Origin of the sequence: Lentibacillus kapialis (assembly GCF_014646635.1) — a bacterium.
GTDB classification, from domain to species: Bacteria; Bacillota; Bacilli; order Bacillales; family Amphibacillaceae; genus Lentibacillus; species Lentibacillus kapialis.
On record NZ_BMNQ01000019.1, the window covers coordinates 22,090 to 36,935 of the forward strand.

At 42.3% G+C, this 14,846-nt stretch carries 18 protein-coding genes; 14 read left to right on the forward strand and 4 right to left on the reverse strand.

All coding sequences use genetic code 11. The features are described from left to right. Positions 1-9: 9 nt before the first annotated feature. Both IEW67_RS08520 and IEW67_RS08525 read left to right on the forward strand, forming a co-directional pair. The gene (locus tag IEW67_RS08520; RefSeq protein ID WP_188632645.1) at positions 10-444 is read left to right on the forward strand and encodes a PTS mannitol transporter subunit IIA; all 435 of its coding nucleotides are present in this window, start codon (positions 10-12) and stop codon (positions 442-444) included. Further along, complete coding sequence (locus IEW67_RS08525; protein WP_188632646.1) at positions 445-1,587, forward strand: mannitol-1-phosphate 5-dehydrogenase; 1,143 nt, start codon at positions 445-447, stop codon at positions 1,585-1,587. It begins immediately after the preceding gene. Here IEW67_RS08525 and IEW67_RS08530 read toward each other — a convergent pair. Beyond that, positions 1,503-2,231: a hypothetical protein gene (locus IEW67_RS08530; RefSeq protein WP_188632647.1), complete on the reverse strand. Its 729-nt coding sequence runs from the start codon at positions 2,229-2,231 to the stop codon at positions 1,503-1,505. The two genes, IEW67_RS08525 and IEW67_RS08530, sit on opposite strands and share 85 nt — an antisense overlap. A gap of 212 nt (positions 2,232-2,443) precedes the next feature. On the opposite strand from IEW67_RS08530, the gene IEW67_RS08535 reads away from it, so the two are divergent. The 10 genes from IEW67_RS08535 to IEW67_RS08580 all read left to right on the forward strand — a co-directional run bounded on the left by IEW67_RS08535 (position 2,444) and on the right by IEW67_RS08580 (position 11,236). Continuing rightward, positions 2,444-3,223: an IclR family transcriptional regulator gene (locus tag IEW67_RS08535; RefSeq protein WP_188632648.1), complete on the forward strand. Its 780-nt coding sequence runs from the start codon at positions 2,444-2,446 to the stop codon at positions 3,221-3,223. 10 nt (positions 3,224-3,233) lie between these two features. Next, positions 3,234-4,244, forward strand: a complete 1,011-nt coding sequence (locus IEW67_RS08540; protein WP_188632649.1) for a DctP family TRAP transporter solute-binding subunit — start codon at positions 3,234-3,236, stop codon at positions 4,242-4,244. Between the two features lie 64 nt (positions 4,245-4,308). Then, on the forward strand, positions 4,309-4,800 hold the full coding sequence (locus IEW67_RS08545) for a TRAP transporter small permease (RefSeq protein WP_188632650.1): 492 nt from the start codon (positions 4,309-4,311) through the stop codon (positions 4,798-4,800). Next, the gene (locus IEW67_RS08550) at positions 4,797-6,140 is read left to right on the forward strand and encodes a TRAP transporter large permease (protein ID WP_188632651.1); all 1,344 of its coding nucleotides are present in this window, start codon (positions 4,797-4,799) and stop codon (positions 6,138-6,140) included. Before IEW67_RS08545 ends, IEW67_RS08550 begins: the two co-directional genes overlap by 4 nt. Positions 6,141-6,191: 51 nt before the next feature. After that, positions 6,192-6,959, forward strand: a complete 768-nt coding sequence (locus IEW67_RS08555; RefSeq protein WP_188632652.1) for an SDR family NAD(P)-dependent oxidoreductase — start codon at positions 6,192-6,194, stop codon at positions 6,957-6,959. Continuing rightward, complete coding sequence (locus IEW67_RS08560; protein WP_188632653.1) at positions 6,952-7,443, forward strand: PPC domain-containing DNA-binding protein; 492 nt, start codon at positions 6,952-6,954, stop codon at positions 7,441-7,443. Before IEW67_RS08555 ends, IEW67_RS08560 begins: the two co-directional genes overlap by 8 nt. Positions 7,444-7,460: 17 nt before the next feature. Continuing rightward, on the forward strand, positions 7,461-8,942 hold the full coding sequence (locus tag IEW67_RS08565; RefSeq protein ID WP_188632654.1) for a class I adenylate-forming enzyme family protein: 1,482 nt from the start codon (positions 7,461-7,463) through the stop codon (positions 8,940-8,942). 4 nt (positions 8,943-8,946) lie between these two features. Then, positions 8,947-10,083, forward strand: coding sequence for a thiolase C-terminal domain-containing protein (locus IEW67_RS08570; RefSeq protein WP_188632655.1), 1,137 nt, complete (start codon positions 8,947-8,949; stop codon positions 10,081-10,083). Between the two features lie 2 nt (positions 10,084-10,085). Next, positions 10,086-10,403, forward strand: coding sequence for a Zn-ribbon domain-containing OB-fold protein (locus tag IEW67_RS08575; RefSeq protein WP_188632656.1), 318 nt, complete (start codon positions 10,086-10,088; stop codon positions 10,401-10,403). Positions 10,404-10,549: 146 nt separating this feature from the next. Continuing rightward, positions 10,550-11,236 (forward strand): hypothetical protein, encoded by a 687-nt coding sequence (locus IEW67_RS08580; protein ID WP_188632657.1) that lies wholly within the window; start codon positions 10,550-10,552, stop codon positions 11,234-11,236. Here the strand turns inward: IEW67_RS08580 and IEW67_RS08585 are convergent. After that, complete coding sequence (locus tag IEW67_RS08585) at positions 11,169-11,582, reverse strand: hypothetical protein (RefSeq protein ID WP_188632658.1); 414 nt, start codon at positions 11,580-11,582, stop codon at positions 11,169-11,171. The genes IEW67_RS08580 and IEW67_RS08585 overlap by 68 nt on opposite strands. A 274-nt stretch (positions 11,583-11,856) precedes the next feature. On the opposite strand from IEW67_RS08585, the gene IEW67_RS08590 reads away from it, so the two are divergent. After that, complete coding sequence (locus IEW67_RS08590) at positions 11,857-12,126, forward strand: AbrB/MazE/SpoVT family DNA-binding domain-containing protein (RefSeq protein WP_229671717.1); 270 nt, start codon at positions 11,857-11,859, stop codon at positions 12,124-12,126. After that, the gene (locus tag IEW67_RS08595) at positions 12,123-12,455 is read left to right on the forward strand and encodes a type II toxin-antitoxin system PemK/MazF family toxin (protein WP_188632659.1); all 333 of its coding nucleotides are present in this window, start codon (positions 12,123-12,125) and stop codon (positions 12,453-12,455) included. The genes IEW67_RS08590 and IEW67_RS08595 overlap by 4 nt, the downstream gene beginning before the upstream one ends. Before the next feature lie 387 nt (positions 12,456-12,842). On the opposite strand, the gene IEW67_RS08600 is transcribed toward IEW67_RS08595, so the two are convergent. Both IEW67_RS08600 and IEW67_RS08605 read right to left on the reverse strand, forming a co-directional pair. Then, positions 12,843-13,433 (reverse strand): hypothetical protein, encoded by a 591-nt coding sequence (locus IEW67_RS08600; RefSeq protein ID WP_188632660.1) that lies wholly within the window; start codon positions 13,431-13,433, stop codon positions 12,843-12,845. A gap of 119 nt (positions 13,434-13,552) precedes the next feature. Further along, on the reverse strand, positions 13,553-14,650 hold the full coding sequence (locus tag IEW67_RS08605; protein ID WP_188632661.1) for a C40 family peptidase: 1,098 nt from the start codon (positions 14,648-14,650) through the stop codon (positions 13,553-13,555). Between the last annotated feature and the right edge of the window lie 196 nt (positions 14,651-14,846).

Here is a 14,846-nt window from a genome sequence, read left to right on the forward strand (position 1 = left end):
CATGACACAATGGCAAACGATGTTTTAACCAAAGACAATATCCGCTTGAATCAATCATTGAACAGCAAAGAGGAGGCGGTCCGGTATACCGGCGGGATTCTCGCTGACAATGGCTATGTGCAGGATGCCTATATTGACAAAATGCTCGAGCGCGAGAACGTGACTTCCACATTTATGGGAAACTATGTGGCCATCCCGCACGGCACAGAAGACGCACGAGATCTCGTTCAGGAAACGGGCCTTTCTGTCGTGACTGTGCCTGATGGCGTTGATTTTGACGGTAACACGGTCAAAGTATTGATCGGCATCGCCGGTAAAGAGGATGAACATCTGGAAATTTTATCAAAAATCGCGATTGTCTGTGCTGAGGAAGAAAACATTCAAACAATCGTTGAGGCGACATCAGAGGAAGACATCATCAATCTGTTCGATGAGGTGAACTAAATGCAGGCTGTACATTTTGGTGCCGGCAATATCGGCCGGGGCTTCATCGGCGCATTGCTATACCAGGCGGGCTACCACACCACATTTGTCGATGTGAACGATGCCGTTATCCGCGAATTGAATGACCGCGGGCAGTACGATGTCGTGCTGGCTGCCGAACATAGTGAGACATTAACCGTCAAAAACGTGTCCGGCATCAACAGCGTCACCAATCCGGATGATGTCGTGGCTGCTATTGCAGGCGCCGATGTCATCACCACAGCGGTGGGGCCGAATATTTTACCGGCGATTTCAGAACTGATTGCCAAAGGCTTGCGCGAACGGCTGGAAACCAGCGAGCAGCCGCTGAACATCATGGCATGTGAAAATATGGTCGGCGGCAGTACCGTATTGCGGGAAAATGTGTTGGGCCATTTATCAGAAAGTGACCAGAAGGCATGTGCTGATCTGTTCGGCTTCCCTGACGCGGCGGTGGACCGCATCGTCCCCAATCAGACAAATGCCGATATGCTGCAAGTGTCTGTTGAGCCATACTATGAATGGGTCGTCGAACAAACCGCTATCAAAGGTGTCAAACCATCGATTGATGGCATAACGTATGTGGATGACTTGAAACCGTATATCGAGCGGAAACTGTTCACCGTCAACACCGGCCATGCGGTAACGGCTTATATCGGCCACTCAATGGGATATGCCACGATCTATGAGGCGATGCAGGATGAAGCGATACAAGCAACCATTGAAGGTGCCTTGCAGGAATCGGGCGAGGCGCTTATTCGGACATATGGGTTTGACCGGGAAGCGCACCAGGACTATATTGAAAAAATCATCAAACGCTTTATGAACCCGCATATTTCCGATGAAGTCACTCGCGTCGGCCGCGGCCCGATCCGCAAACTCGGCCCCGGTGATCGCCTAATCCGCCCGGCAAGCCTCTATATCGACTTGACCGGGGAAGCACCGGTGTATTTGGCTAAAACCATTGCGACTGCGTTGTCGTATCGGAATGAAGACGACGAAGAAGCCGTTAAACTACAGGAAATGGTTGCCGAGCAAGGCTATGAAAAGGCGCTCCAATCCATATCCGGCCTGGAAGCAGGACATCCGTTGATAGATGCGGTCATGAACGAAATAGAACCATGATGGGGATTTTCGGCTGTTGCCGAAAATCTTTTCTTTTTTGGGGAGGGAGGCGGAGCGTTTGGCGCGATGGAGGCTGGTTTTCGGCGATAGCGGTGTGGACTTGAGCGGGGGCGCCTTAACTCGTGCGAGAGCGCCTCGAACTCGTGCGAGAAGGCCTCGAACTCGTGCGAGAGCGCCTCAAACTTGAGCGAGAGCGGCCTCAACTCGTGCGAGAGCGCCTCAAACTTGAGCGAGAGCCGCCTCAACTCGTGCGAGAACGCCTCGAACTTGAGCGAGAGCCGCCTTAACTCGTGCGAGAGCGCCTCGAACTTGAGCGAGAGCCGCCTCAACTCGTGCGAGAGCGTCTCGAACTTGAGCGAGAGCCGCCTCAACTCGTGCGAGAGCGTCTCGAACTCGTGCGGGAAGTGCCTCAACTCGTGCGAGAGTGCCTTGAACTCGTGCGAGAACCGCCCGAACTCGTGCGGGAAGTGCCTCAACTCGTGCGAGAGCGCCACGAACTCGTGCGAGAACGCCTTGAACTTGAGCGGGAACAGCTTCAACTCGTGCGAGAACCGCCTCAACTCGTGCGAGAACGCCTCGAACTCGTGCGAGAACGCCTCGAACTCGTGCGAGAGCGCCTCAAACTTGAGCGAGAGCGGCCTCAACTCGTGCGAGAAGATCTTGAACTTATAACACGCGAAAGCTTCCGGCCCAAAAGCAGCAATATAATTTACTAGAAAATTTATTTGCTAATTATTCTCTCGATAAAAAATAGATAATATTTTGTTAAAGTATTGACTTTTCTCTCTTTTCAATATAGAATTTAAACAATTAAAATAAAACTTAAGTTTCATAAAGAAAAACTACGGGAGGTGGAGTGGCTATAGAATACCAAATCAAAAGCGTAGTAAAGACTTTTCAAATATTGGAAGCGCTATCAAATGAATCTATGTATCCGGCGGAATTAGCAAAGGAATTGGACATCAATAAAAGTACAATTCATCGATTCTTAGTTACGCTGAAAGATCTTGGTTATATTGATGTGTCTCAAGATAATTTGATACGTCTCTCGCAATCATTTATTAAACTAGGAACTCGCGCACAAGAGCAATATCAAATTCATGTTGTAGCCCAACCGTATATGAAAAGTTTGGCAAAAAAATTTAAAGAAAGTGCATTTCTAGCCACTTTTGACGGGAGTAATGTTCAATATATAGACAGCGTGGAAAGTTCGCATGCGGTAAGAACAGTTTTTGATCCTGGAAAGAAAGCACCAGCTTATGCAGTAGCCTCGGGAAAATTATTTCTGTCAAATTTAAAGGAAAAAGAATTGGAAGAATATTTACAAGGGCAACAATTAATAGCTCATACAGAAAATACAATAAGTGACGCTGAACATTTAAAGCAAGAATTACAAGAGATTAGGAAAAAAGGTGTCTCATTTGATAATGAAGAATATGAAGTTGGGCTTAAAGGCTTCGCCTGTCCGATCAAAGATAACACTGGGAAGATGGTAGCCGCTTTATGTATTGCTGGTATATCTTCTCGAATAACAAGTAAGCAAAAAGTCAGCGACATAATAAAAAGCATGGTTGAGGATTCTTCAAAGATTTCTGTACAAATGGGCTATCAAAAATTACACAATAAAGCTAAATAGGAGGAAAAAAATGAGGAGATGTCTAGTTGTTTTTTTGTTTGTGTTGGTTTTGGCTTCATTGTCAGCCTGTGGGGGTTCTAGTAGTAATGAGACAAACGCTGAAGGAGAAACATATGAGTTAGATATGTCTGTAACTGTTGGAGAGTCATCAACTTGGTTTAAGGCAGCCGAAAAACTTGCTGAAGATGTGAATGACAAATCAAATGGAAGAATTAGTATAAACGTGTATCCTAATGAACAATTATCGGGAGGGGATTCGGCAACTGCAGTGTCCCAAGTTGCAAATGGGACCCAGGATATGTCCTACAATTCCACCATAATTTATTCAGTTATGGATGAACGTTTTGGTGTGTTGAGTGCTCCATTTCTTTTCCCGGATTTAGATACTGCATTTTCATTACTTGAAGGTGAAGGTGGAGAAATGATCAATGATATTTTGAGAGAAAAAGGCGTAGAACCGCTTGGATTTGGATTGAATGGTTTTCGTCAAGTTACAACCAGTAATAAGCCGATTAAAACTCCTCAAGATCTAGAAGGTTTGAAGATGAGAGTGCCTGGAATTGAAATGTATACGGATTTGTGGAGAGAGTTTGGAGCTAACCCAACTACTATGACATTCTCGGAGGTTTTTTCCTCTTTACAACAAGGTACTATTGATGGCCAAGAAAATCCAGTAGAGGTTATTCATTCGGCTCAATTAAACGAGGTACAAAATTATATGACAATATGGGATTACTCATTTGACCCCTTAGTGTTAGGGATTAATAAAGAGCTGTTTGACTCCATGAGTGAAAAAGATCAGCAAATTATGAAGGAAGCGGCTGCTGCAGCAAATAAATATCAAATTGAAGAAACACGAAAAAGAGAGGAAAAGCAAATTGAAGAATTAAAAGAAAGTGGTATGGAAGTTTATGAGCTTAGTCAAGAAGAGAAAGAACCCTTCAAAGAGGCAATGCAGCCCATTTATGATCAATATAAAAGTGTCTGGGGAGAAGATCTGCTCAATGCTTTTCAACAGTAAATTATTAATGGTCAGTTAGAAGTTAACTGACCATCCTTCATAATTTTTTCTTAGGGGGAGTATTATGAGCAATTTTTTATTGTATGTTGAATACACTATTTTGGCTTTGAGCTTATCCATAATGTCTTTGATTACTTTTGCAAATGTAATATCAAGGTTCATTTTTAATTTTTCAATTTCGTTTACGGAAGAAGTTACTATTAACTTATTTGTGCTTTTAACCTTTGTTGGAGCTTCTCTTGGGATCTATAAACGGGCCCATTTAGGATTTAGTTTAATCTACGAGAAGTTTAATGGAATCAATCGAATAATATTAACTTTGTTTATAGGCAGTCTGATCACCCTTTTCTTTGTCGCAACTGGTTACTATGGCTTTGAAATCGTCCAATCGCAAATGGAAAGAGGTCAAACCACTCCAGCTCTAGGTTGGCCACAATGGATATTTACATTGAGTCTACCAATTGGATGTGTTTTTTGTATTATTCGCTCGATTGAAGTAACAATTAATGATGTTAGAAATATTAGGCATAAAAACGCGAGTGTGAATAGCTCATGACAGAAATATTAATGTTTGTATTGTTCTTTGGCTTAGTGTTACTTAATGTACCTATTGCTTTCTCAATAGGGTTAACTGGTTTAGTTCTTCTCTTTTTAGGAAGGGGACTTGGAGCGATAGAATTAATACCCAGCATTATATATGCCAGCATTTCATCCTTTACATTGCTGGCCATTCCTTTCTTTATATTAGCAGGGGTGATTATGGAATATGCCGGGATATCGAAAAGACTTATCGACTTCGCCAATGTATGTGTTTCCCACCGAAAGAACGGTATAGCTATCGTAACGGTTATGGCTGCTTTGTTTTTTGCGGCTATTTCCGGATCTGGGCCTGCGACAGTAGCAGCTACTGGGGGGATATTAATACCAGCCCTTGTGAAGAATGGCTTTCCTAAACCTCAAGCTGCAGGATTAGTTGCAAGTTCAGGTTCTATAGGTATTATTATTCCACCTAGTATTGCCTTTATAGTATACGCTGTAGTAGCAAGTGATACAATTCCTGTTACAATTAGCAGGATGTTTATAGCCGGTATCATTCCTGGCTTGCTTTTTGCTATAGCTTTAGTAATTGCATCTTATTTTGTCATTAGTAAAAAAACGAAGAGTGAAAAGAATGCTGCTTCAACAATTGAAGAAGGGGTGGAAGAAAAGAATAAAGCAAAAAAGCCTTCTTTTAAAGAAGTAATAAAAGCTTTTTATCAAGCTTTATGGGGTATTTTGATCCCTGTAATTATTATAGGGGGTATATATGGTGGTGTTTTCACACCTACAGAAGCCGCTGTTGTCGCTGTGTTTTACTCGTTATTTGTTGGATTAGCAGTATACCGGGATATGGGACTGAAAGATCTTCCCAAAATTTTTATTGATGCAAGTCTACAAACAGCTGTAATAATGATCATTGTGGGCGCTGCTTCTGTTCTTGCTTATGTCGTCACTACTGAAAATATGGCTCAAAATATTTCAAATGCAATGCTGTCTATTTCGGATAATAAAATTATCATTTTATTAATTGTAACATTAATATTACTCATTATAGGTTGTTTCATTGATGCTATTTCTGCATTATATCTACTTGTACCAATATTATTACCTATTATGCTTGAGGTTGGAGTTGATCCTACAACCTTTGGAGTGTTAATAACTGTGAGTTTAGCTATAGGGTTGATTACTCCGCCTGTTGGTCTTAATTTATTTGTAGCATCAGGGATATCAAATCAATCATTAAAAGATGTTTCTATTGGTGTTTTACCATTTTTAATTGCTTCAATCATTGTTTTATTATTTATTGCATTTGTTCCATCATTGTCCAATTGGCTTCCAAATGTAATGAATATGTAGGTGAAAAAAGTAATTATGAAGGCTTTTTGAAGATTGGAGGAAGGATAAAGTATGAGACTGGAAAATAAAGTTTCAATCGTTACAGGTTCTTCTCGTGGAATTGGTGCAGCTACTGCAGTAGCACTTGCAAAGGAAGGATCTCAAATTGTTCTTGTTGATTTATTAGATTGTGAAGAAACTGCTGAAAGAATTAAAACAGAGAATCCAAAAACTGAAGTGATTATTTATAAAATTAATATTAGGGAGAGAGAGCAAGTTGAAAAAGTCGTAAACGAAACAGTAGCTCACTTTGGAAATCTGGATATTATCATAAATAATGCAGGTACATGTTCCAGACTAAGTTTGGAGCACATGAGTGATGAAATGTGGTTTAGGGATATTAATACAAATTTAAGAGGTGCATTTTTATTTACACAGGCTGCAATTTACCCCCATATGAAAAATCAAGGATCAGGAAAGATCATTAACATAAGCTCTATTTCCGGTATAATGGGAGGCCCAATTTCTGGAGAAAAAGAGTCATCTGGTGAAAGCGGACGTTCAGGTCCTGCCTATGCTGCATCTAAAGGTGGGATCATTGCCTTAACAAAATGGGTAGCGAAAGAAGTTGGGGAATTAGGGATTAACTGTAATAGTATTGCTCCGGGGCCAGTGGAGACTGAAATTACAAAAGGAATGAATTATAAGTTAAATCAGGCTATCCAGAGGATGGGAACGCCACAAGATATTGCAGAAGCAGCGGTTTATTTAGCGTCCCCTGGGGCAGATTATGTTACGGGTGAAGTTTTAAAGGTATGTGGAGGTTCTGCAATTGGGTGAATTATTGAAGGAGGCAAAGGTAATGCGTCAGAGTCACTCTTTCAAAAGTGAAAGTTTTACTATATACGGTTCTCTCTCACAAGGAGTTGACCTAATGGAAGGAATCTTGGAAGAATGCAGAAAACATAATGTGACATCTGGAATGGTTACAAGTATCGGCTCGCTTCAGAAAGCAGGTTATGTGTTATTTAAGTCAGATAACGGTCGACCTAACGGTTATGGAAATGAAATTACTGTGGATAACCCTGTGGAGCTTGTAAATTGTACGGGATTTGTTTGCGAAGATGAAAGTGGCGATTTAGACCTTCATCTCCATGGCATGGTAGTAGAAGAAAGTGGAAAGATTAGTGCTGGACATTTTTTAAAGGGAATGAATCCCACTCTTATTACGGTGGAGTTCTCAATTTCATGTGGTTACGATATTCATGCAAATCGTACATTTAATGAAAATTTGGGGTTTCGCGTAATAGACTTTTCAAAATGAAATAAGGAGGATTTTTAGTGGAAACGCTTGGAAAATTAGCTAAAAAGTCACTTAAACAATATAAAAATCAGCCCGCTGTTAAGGACACAAAAGGTACACTGACTTATGATCAATTAAGAAAAAATGCCTGCAGACTGGCTCATGCTCTACTAGAAGAAGGCTTGCAAAAGGGTGACCGAGTCGCTATTTTAATGTCGAATCGTCGTGAACATGTTGAATTTGATATAGCAGTTGCTCTAACAGGACTTATTAAAGTACCGATTAATTACAGATTACATCCAAAAGAATTGGAATACATTATAAACAATTCACAGGCTTCGATTTTATTTGCTGAAACTGAATTAATAGATTCAGTACAAGTGCCTATCAAAAAAATTGATATGGATTTAGATTATTCGTTTTATACAAAAGGAAAAAGTGACGAATTTCCAAATATAGATGTCAACGGCGATGACTTATATGCCCTTATGTACACATCTGGAACTACTGGCAATCCTAAAGGCGCTATGCTAACACATAAAAATATGATTTCAAGTGCAATATCCCTAAATATGGCATGTGAAATTTCTTATGGAGACATCATTGGTCATGTAGCACCTCTGACACATGGCAGTAACTTCTTATCGCAATGTTCCTTGTTTTACGGATTAAAGCAAGTAATATTTAACAAATTTAGTCCTGAAGAATCTTTAGAGGATATTGAAAAGGAAAAAATATCAGTTATATTCCTAGTTCCCACCTTAGTTAATCTCATGATACATTCTAAAAACTTTGACCCAGAAAAATTAAAAAACATTAAATCTATTAATATGGCTGGTTCCCCGATTGCCGTAGACAAAGTTAATAAAGCTCTCGAATTAATTGGTCCAAAATTTGCAGAAACTTATGGGCTAGTAGAGGCTCCAATGACTATTACAATGATGCCAAAACATGAATTGAAAAACCGACCTAATTCCTGTGGAGCTGCAGGTCCTTTTGTGGAGCTAATGATAGTTGATGAAAATGGAGAGGAAGTTCCAAACGGCGAGATAGGAGAAGTAATATGTAAAGGATCATTGGTAATGAAAGGTTATTGGAAAAATGAAGAGGCGACTAATGATTCGTTTGAAAATGGTTGGTTTTATACAGGAGATTTAGGATGGAAAGACGAAGACGGCTATTTACGACTTGTTGACCGAGCTAAAGATACCATTATCACAGGGGGGCTTAACGTATATCCGCGTGAAGTTGAAGAAGTCCTGAATCAACACTCATTGGTTAAAGAAACCTGTGTATTTGGAGTGCCTGACGAAAAATGGGGAGAGTCTATATGCGCGCATGTAGTTTTAAGTGATCCTTCTCAAAGTGTAAGTAAAGAGCAATTAATTGACTTATGTAAAGAGAATATGGCTAGTTATAAAAAGCCTAAATTTATAGAGATAGTGGAAGAACTCCCTAAAAGTAGTTATGGCAAAATTCTTCGCAAAACGTTGAGAGAAAAATATCAGGTTCAGGGGTGAAATCATGACCAATGTATCAGTGGTGGGAAGAGGCATAACGAAATTTGGCAAGAAGAAAGACTCCATCAAATCAATGTTGATTGATGCGTGTAAAGATGCTCTTGTGGAGGCTGATCGTCCCAGAGTGGATGCTGTGTTTGTCGGTAATTTTGCTTCCGGATCTCTTGCTAATCAAGAAATACTTGGTTCTATTGTAACTAACGAGCTTGGGTTAGGAAATGTTCCGTCAATAAAAATGGAAGGAGCATGTGCCTCAGGCGGGCTTGCTTTTCGACAAGCTTATCAACTGGTGAAAGCAGGTGAATATGATAATGTGCTAGTTGCCGGTGCAGAAAAAATGACGGGATTTGATACGGAAACAGTGACTAAAGCTATTAATCATGCTATGGATAATGAATCTAATGAAAGTGCTTCTGGACTGACCTTTCCCGGCTTTTTTGGCGTATTAGCCAATAGATATATACACGAATATGGAGCTAAAAAAGAACATTTAGCAATGGTGGCGCTAAAAAACCGAGAATATGCCATAAATAATCCAATCGCCCAGTTTACAACGCCAGTTGAATTGGAAGAGATCCTTAATGCAAAACCTATAACTGATCCGTTAGGCTTATTTGACTGCTCACCGATTTCGGATGGAGCTGCAGCGGTGATGATTCAAAGAGGAGCTAATGGTGTTGAGATATTGTCTTCAGGGCAAGCATCCGGGACACCACTAATGCAGGAAGTCGATGATCTTCTCCATATGTCTGCTACCTACTCTTCAGGGAAACGTGCATATGAGGCTGCAGGAATTGGACCGGAAGATGTCGATGTGGTTGAAGTCCATGACTGTTTTTCAATGACAGAAATAATTGCAATTGAAGAATTAGGTTTTTTTGAGAAAGGCAAGGGTTGGGAAGCCTTGGAGAATGGGCTGACAAAACATGGAGGACTTGTACCAGTCAACACGAGTGGAGGACTCTTATCCAAAGGACATCCTATTGGAGCAACAGGAATAGCTCAAATTATACAAATCGTTGATCAGCTTAATGGTAGTGCAGCAAACCAAGTTGAAAATCCTAAAATAGGATTGGCACAAAATCTTGGAGGAACGGGAGCATATTCGACGGTTCATCTACTCCGTAGGAAAGGAGCTTAATTTTGAACATTACAGCGAAATACTGTAAAAATTGTGATCAAATTTTACATGCCGATAAAAACCATTGTGCCTCCTGCTATTCGAAGGAATTAAAGACAAAGGAACTGAACGGGAGTGGAGAAGTATATTCGTATACTAAGATCCATGCTGCTCCCAAAGATTATGCAGATATTGCACCATATTATATTGTCTTAGTTGACCTGAATGAAGGACTGAGAATCACCGGAAGATATACAGGTCAGAGTGTAGAAATAGATCAAAAGGTCCAGGTTGAGGCAGTGAACAAAAACGCTTATATTTTCAAACCAGTTGAAGAATGAATAGAACGAAGGTGAAGAACCAAACGGCTGACCAAAAGATTACTAATTGGTGACTTTGGGTCGGCCCATTTTAATTTTGGATATATAAAGCTTACAAAGCGGAATCAGCCGCCAGAAAATTCATAGAAAGTTAAGAGGTGTTGTTATTGGAAAATATTGATACGGTATTAGGAGCATTTCTGGCAGAACAGCATAATCGGCTGAAGCAAAAGTCTTACCGGGATTATGAAGATGTGATTCATTTTTTTCAGGATTATCTGAATCAATATGCGCCTAACCGTTTGAATGAAGACGAATGGAAAAAATGGGAAGCGCAATTTCATGAGGACGAGGATTGTTATACTAAAATGTTCAGCCCGGAAAAGCTATCATCCGGCAGTTTTGATGAATTTCTGGATTACTTTATGATCCGCAAAGTAATGAGCAGCGTATCATTTATGAAAGCAGCTGTAAAAGTCATGAAGAAATTAAATAAATGGCTATTCGAAAACGGTTATATCAACCAGTCCACGTACCATAATGTACTGGAGTACTTTGATGAAGCTAAAGATCTCCCCGACGTTGAGAAATTGGCTGATTTGTTTCTTGACTATGCTGAAAAAACACCGGATAAACCATTTGAAGAAATTCTGGAAGGTTATTTTTCTATCAAGTCCATCGAACGTGGGCAACTTTGGTTGGATGAAGCAATCGGCAGCAAGCGAGATATCGGCCCTTTACGCGTATCCACTCAAATCTCAAACTTATGCAAAAAGGGATGGGACATCAATGTGGCAATCGGCAAATACCAGGGAGAATGGTACATTTTAGAAAGTGGTAACGTCTACCGTTAGTGCGGAAGTTCCAACAAATGAAGGGGAGGTATGATGGCGGGAACGCCCTTAACTCGTGCGAGAGCAGCCCGAACTTGAGCGAGAACGGCCTCAACTCGTGCCAGAGCCGCCCGAACTTGAGCGAGAAGCGCCGCAACTCGTGCGAGAGCAGCTCAAACTTGAGCGAGAGCCGCCGCAACTCGTGCGAGAAGCGCCCGAACTTGAGCGAGAGTCGTTTGAACTTGAGCGAGAAGCGCCACAACTCGTGCGACAGCGCCCCGAACTTGAGCGAGGGCCGCCGCAACTCGTGCGAGAGTGCCCCGAACTTGAGCGAGAAGCGCTCGAACTCGTGCAAGAGCTGCCTCAACTTGTGCGAGAGCACCCCAAAAGCTATTAACAGTGTTATCTGGCATACGGAGGCAAAAAGAAAGGAGTATTTGAAGAAACATTTTATCAACTAGTAAAAAGGCAGCAATGATACGATTCGGCGGGTGGAAAGTTATTTAGATGTCTTTTTGCATTCTTTGTTTAGTTTACCCTAATTACTTTTCCAGAAGTTGTATCACTTTTTTCCTGTTTTTGCATAAAATTTTCAATAAGTATATATAATATATATACAAAGTGTAAAATGAGGTGATACAATGGAATCAAAGGAACAAAGGGAGGCTGTTTTTATGACAACCGTTCAAAAATGGGGTGGCAGTTTAGGTGTGAGAATACCTAAGCATCTGGCAGACCGGTTTGGTGTCGATCATGGCTCAAAAGTTGAAGTATCAGCAAATAATGAAGGCATATTCATAAAGCCTGTCAAAAAAACGCCAACACTTGAAGAACTCATGAGTCAGATCACAGAAGACAATCAGCATAACGAGATCGATTTCGGTAAACCTGAAGGCAGTGAGGTCTGGTGATTGATGAAAGCATTCCAGACAAAGGTGATCTGATCTTTATCAACTTCAGCCCACAATCGGGAAGTGAACAAGCGGGACATAGACCGGCAATTGTTTTATCACCTAAGCTATTCAACAAAGGAAAATTCGTAGCATTGTGTCCGATCACCAGAAAACATAAGGGATATCCCTTTGAGGTTCTATTGCCGGAAGATTCACCAATAGAGGGGGTTATCCTGACAGATCAAATCAGAACGTTCGATTGGCGATCAAGAGGTTTGACGATAAAAGGACAAGCCCCGGAGGATATATCGCAGAAATGCATCGATCTCATTCATACATTTATATAATACAAAATAGCCACTGGGAGGTGACCATTTATGAGATTATTGGGTGCGATGAAAGGGTTAATCATGTAGACGGGACATTCCACCGGCCGAAGAACGCTATTTAAAGCACTGTATGCACAATCCCTCCCATCGATTATAGCTGAATATTTGTTTATACAAATCGTTCCAGAAAGACGATTTTCGGCTCCGGCCGAAAATCCAACATTGATCAAAACCAAAAAAGCTCTCGACGTTGGGTCGGAAGCTTCTTTACCTATTATATAAAGCTGTTCAGGGAGCAAAAAGGGCTGAAAGTTTCATAAAATTATACAGGCGGGTGAAGGTGGGACGTGTCAAGGCCCTTATTATTCATGTGAGAGGCAGAATGGAATATAATCAAACGTTTGATCAACACTGCTCAAACTTGAGCGACAGCGCCCCGAACTTGAGCGAGAAGCACCTCAACTCGTGCGACAGCACCCTGAACTTGTGCGAGAAGCGCCGCAACTCGTGCGACAGCGCCCCGAACTTGAGCGAGAAGCGCCGCAACTTGTGCGACAGCGCCCCGAACTTGAGCGAGAAGCACCTCAACTCGTGCGAGAGCCGCCCGAACTTGAGCGAGAACGGCCTCAACTCGTGCGAGAGGCACCCGAACTTGAGCGAGAGCCGCCCGAACTTGAGCGAGAACGGCCTCAACTCGTGCGAGAGGCACCCGAACTTGAGCGAGAGGCACCCGAACTTGAGCGAGAGCGTCCGCAACTCGTGCGAGAACAGCTCCAGCTCGTGCGAGAGCGCCCGCAACTCGTGCGAGAACGGCCCCAACTTGAGCGAGAACGCTCCGAACTCGTGCGAGAACAGCTCCAGCTCGTGCGAGAGCGCCCGCAACTCGTGCGAGAACAGCTCCAGCTCGTGCGAGAGCGCCCGCAACTCGTGCGAGAACGGCCCCAACTTGAGCGAGAACGCTCCGAACTCGTGCGAGAGCACCCCTAACGCGTGCAATTACGACGCCGCTAAGGAAGACGATTTTCGGCCCTGGCCGAAAATCCACCATCTACCAATCCATTAAAACCAAAAAGAAGCTCCCGGCTAAAAGCCGGGAGCTATCTTATGCTTGTCCATTAATAAAACCGCTTATAGCCATCAAAGTGCTTGCTCCAATATGGGTTGCTTACATTGGAGATTTCAACGCCGTCTGATCCGGCGTGGATGAAGTCACCGCCGCCGAGATAGATTCCCATATGTGAGATGCCACTCTTATACGTGTTCTCGAAGAATACAAGATCACCGACTTCCGGGTTGTTCACGTATTGAGCGCGGTTGTAGTAGCCTGCGCTCGAGAGGCGCGGGATGTCTTTGCCGGCTTTATTGTGTGTGTACTGGATAAAGCCGCTGCAGTCGAATCCTTTCGGTGTAGATCCGCCCCATACATAACGGGTGCCTTGCTGGCTTTTAGCGGTGCTGATCAGCTCATTCACGTTATAGTCGCCGCTGTTGCTTACTGAGTTGTTACTGCTGCTTGAACCTGATGAGTTTGAATTAGAGCTTGATCCGGACGATCCTTTCGAGCCGTCGATGCTCAGCTTCTGGCCGATCAGAATCAAATCGGATGACAGGTTATTCCAGTTTTTCAGCTGGCGGACGGATACGCCATACTCGCTGCCGAGCGCTGATAGTGAATCGCCGGATTTAACCGTATAAACGGATGATCCGGAATTTGAACTGCTTCCCGAATTTGAGTTGCTGCTGCTGCCTGAATTGGAGCTGCTTGAGTTGTTGCTTGAGCTATTGTTTGAGCTGCCATTTGATACAGTGAATTTGTCTCCTGGATAGATCAAGTGGGAATCCAAATTGTTCCAATCCATTAAATCAGATACGGAAATATTATGTCGTGCTGCGATTCCGCTTAACGTGTCACCACTTTTAACGGTATATGTAGATTTCCCGCTGTTCGAACTGGAACTGCTGTTGGATGAAGAATTGGATGAGTTGCTGGATTTAGACGTTTCGATAACCTGATTCGGATAAATGATATCGCCTGATAGATTGTTGATTGATTTCAGCTGTCCAATGCTCGTGTCATACTCATGTGCGATTTCCCAGAGTGAGTCACCGCTCTTTACTTTATACGAAGCTGCTTCTGCGTCATCAGCTGCGAAGATTGCCGAAGCGATGAAAGCACTAGCCGTTACCGACATGAAAATTTTCTTATTGGCCAATGAAAGATCCTCCTTCATAATTCGTGATGAAATTTGTTCCAATTATACATGATCCTGTAAAAGTTTAATAGATTCTTGCCATACTTGTAATCAACTTGTGGCGAATGTGTAATCTTCTTGTAATATTATGCGGGAAAGGAAAAATATGGGTGGGTTTCTTGTCACATTTATGCGAAAATCCCGGTTTCGGGCTGGA

Coding starts and splice junctions, on each gene's coding strand:
- IEW67_RS08520 (WP_188632645.1), top strand. CDS start 10: ATGGCAAACGATGTTTTAACCAAAGACAATATCCGCTTGAATCAATCA.
- IEW67_RS08525 (WP_188632646.1), top strand. CDS start 445: ATGCAGGCTGTACATTTTGGTGCCGGCAATATCGGCCGGGGCTTCATC.
- IEW67_RS08540 (WP_188632649.1), top strand. CDS start 3,234: ATGAGGAGATGTCTAGTTGTTTTTTTGTTTGTGTTGGTTTTGGCTTCA.
- IEW67_RS08545 (WP_188632650.1), top strand. CDS start 4,309: ATGAGCAATTTTTTATTGTATGTTGAATACACTATTTTGGCTTTGAGC.
- IEW67_RS08550 (WP_188632651.1), top strand. CDS start 4,797: ATGACAGAAATATTAATGTTTGTATTGTTCTTTGGCTTAGTGTTACTT.
- IEW67_RS08555 (WP_188632652.1), top strand. CDS start 6,192: ATGAGACTGGAAAATAAAGTTTCAATCGTTACAGGTTCTTCTCGTGGA.
- IEW67_RS08570 (WP_188632655.1), top strand. CDS start 8,947: ATGACCAATGTATCAGTGGTGGGAAGAGGCATAACGAAATTTGGCAAG.
- IEW67_RS08590 (WP_229671717.1), top strand. CDS start 11,857: ATGGAATCAAAGGAACAAAGGGAGGCTGTTTTTATGACAACCGTTCAA.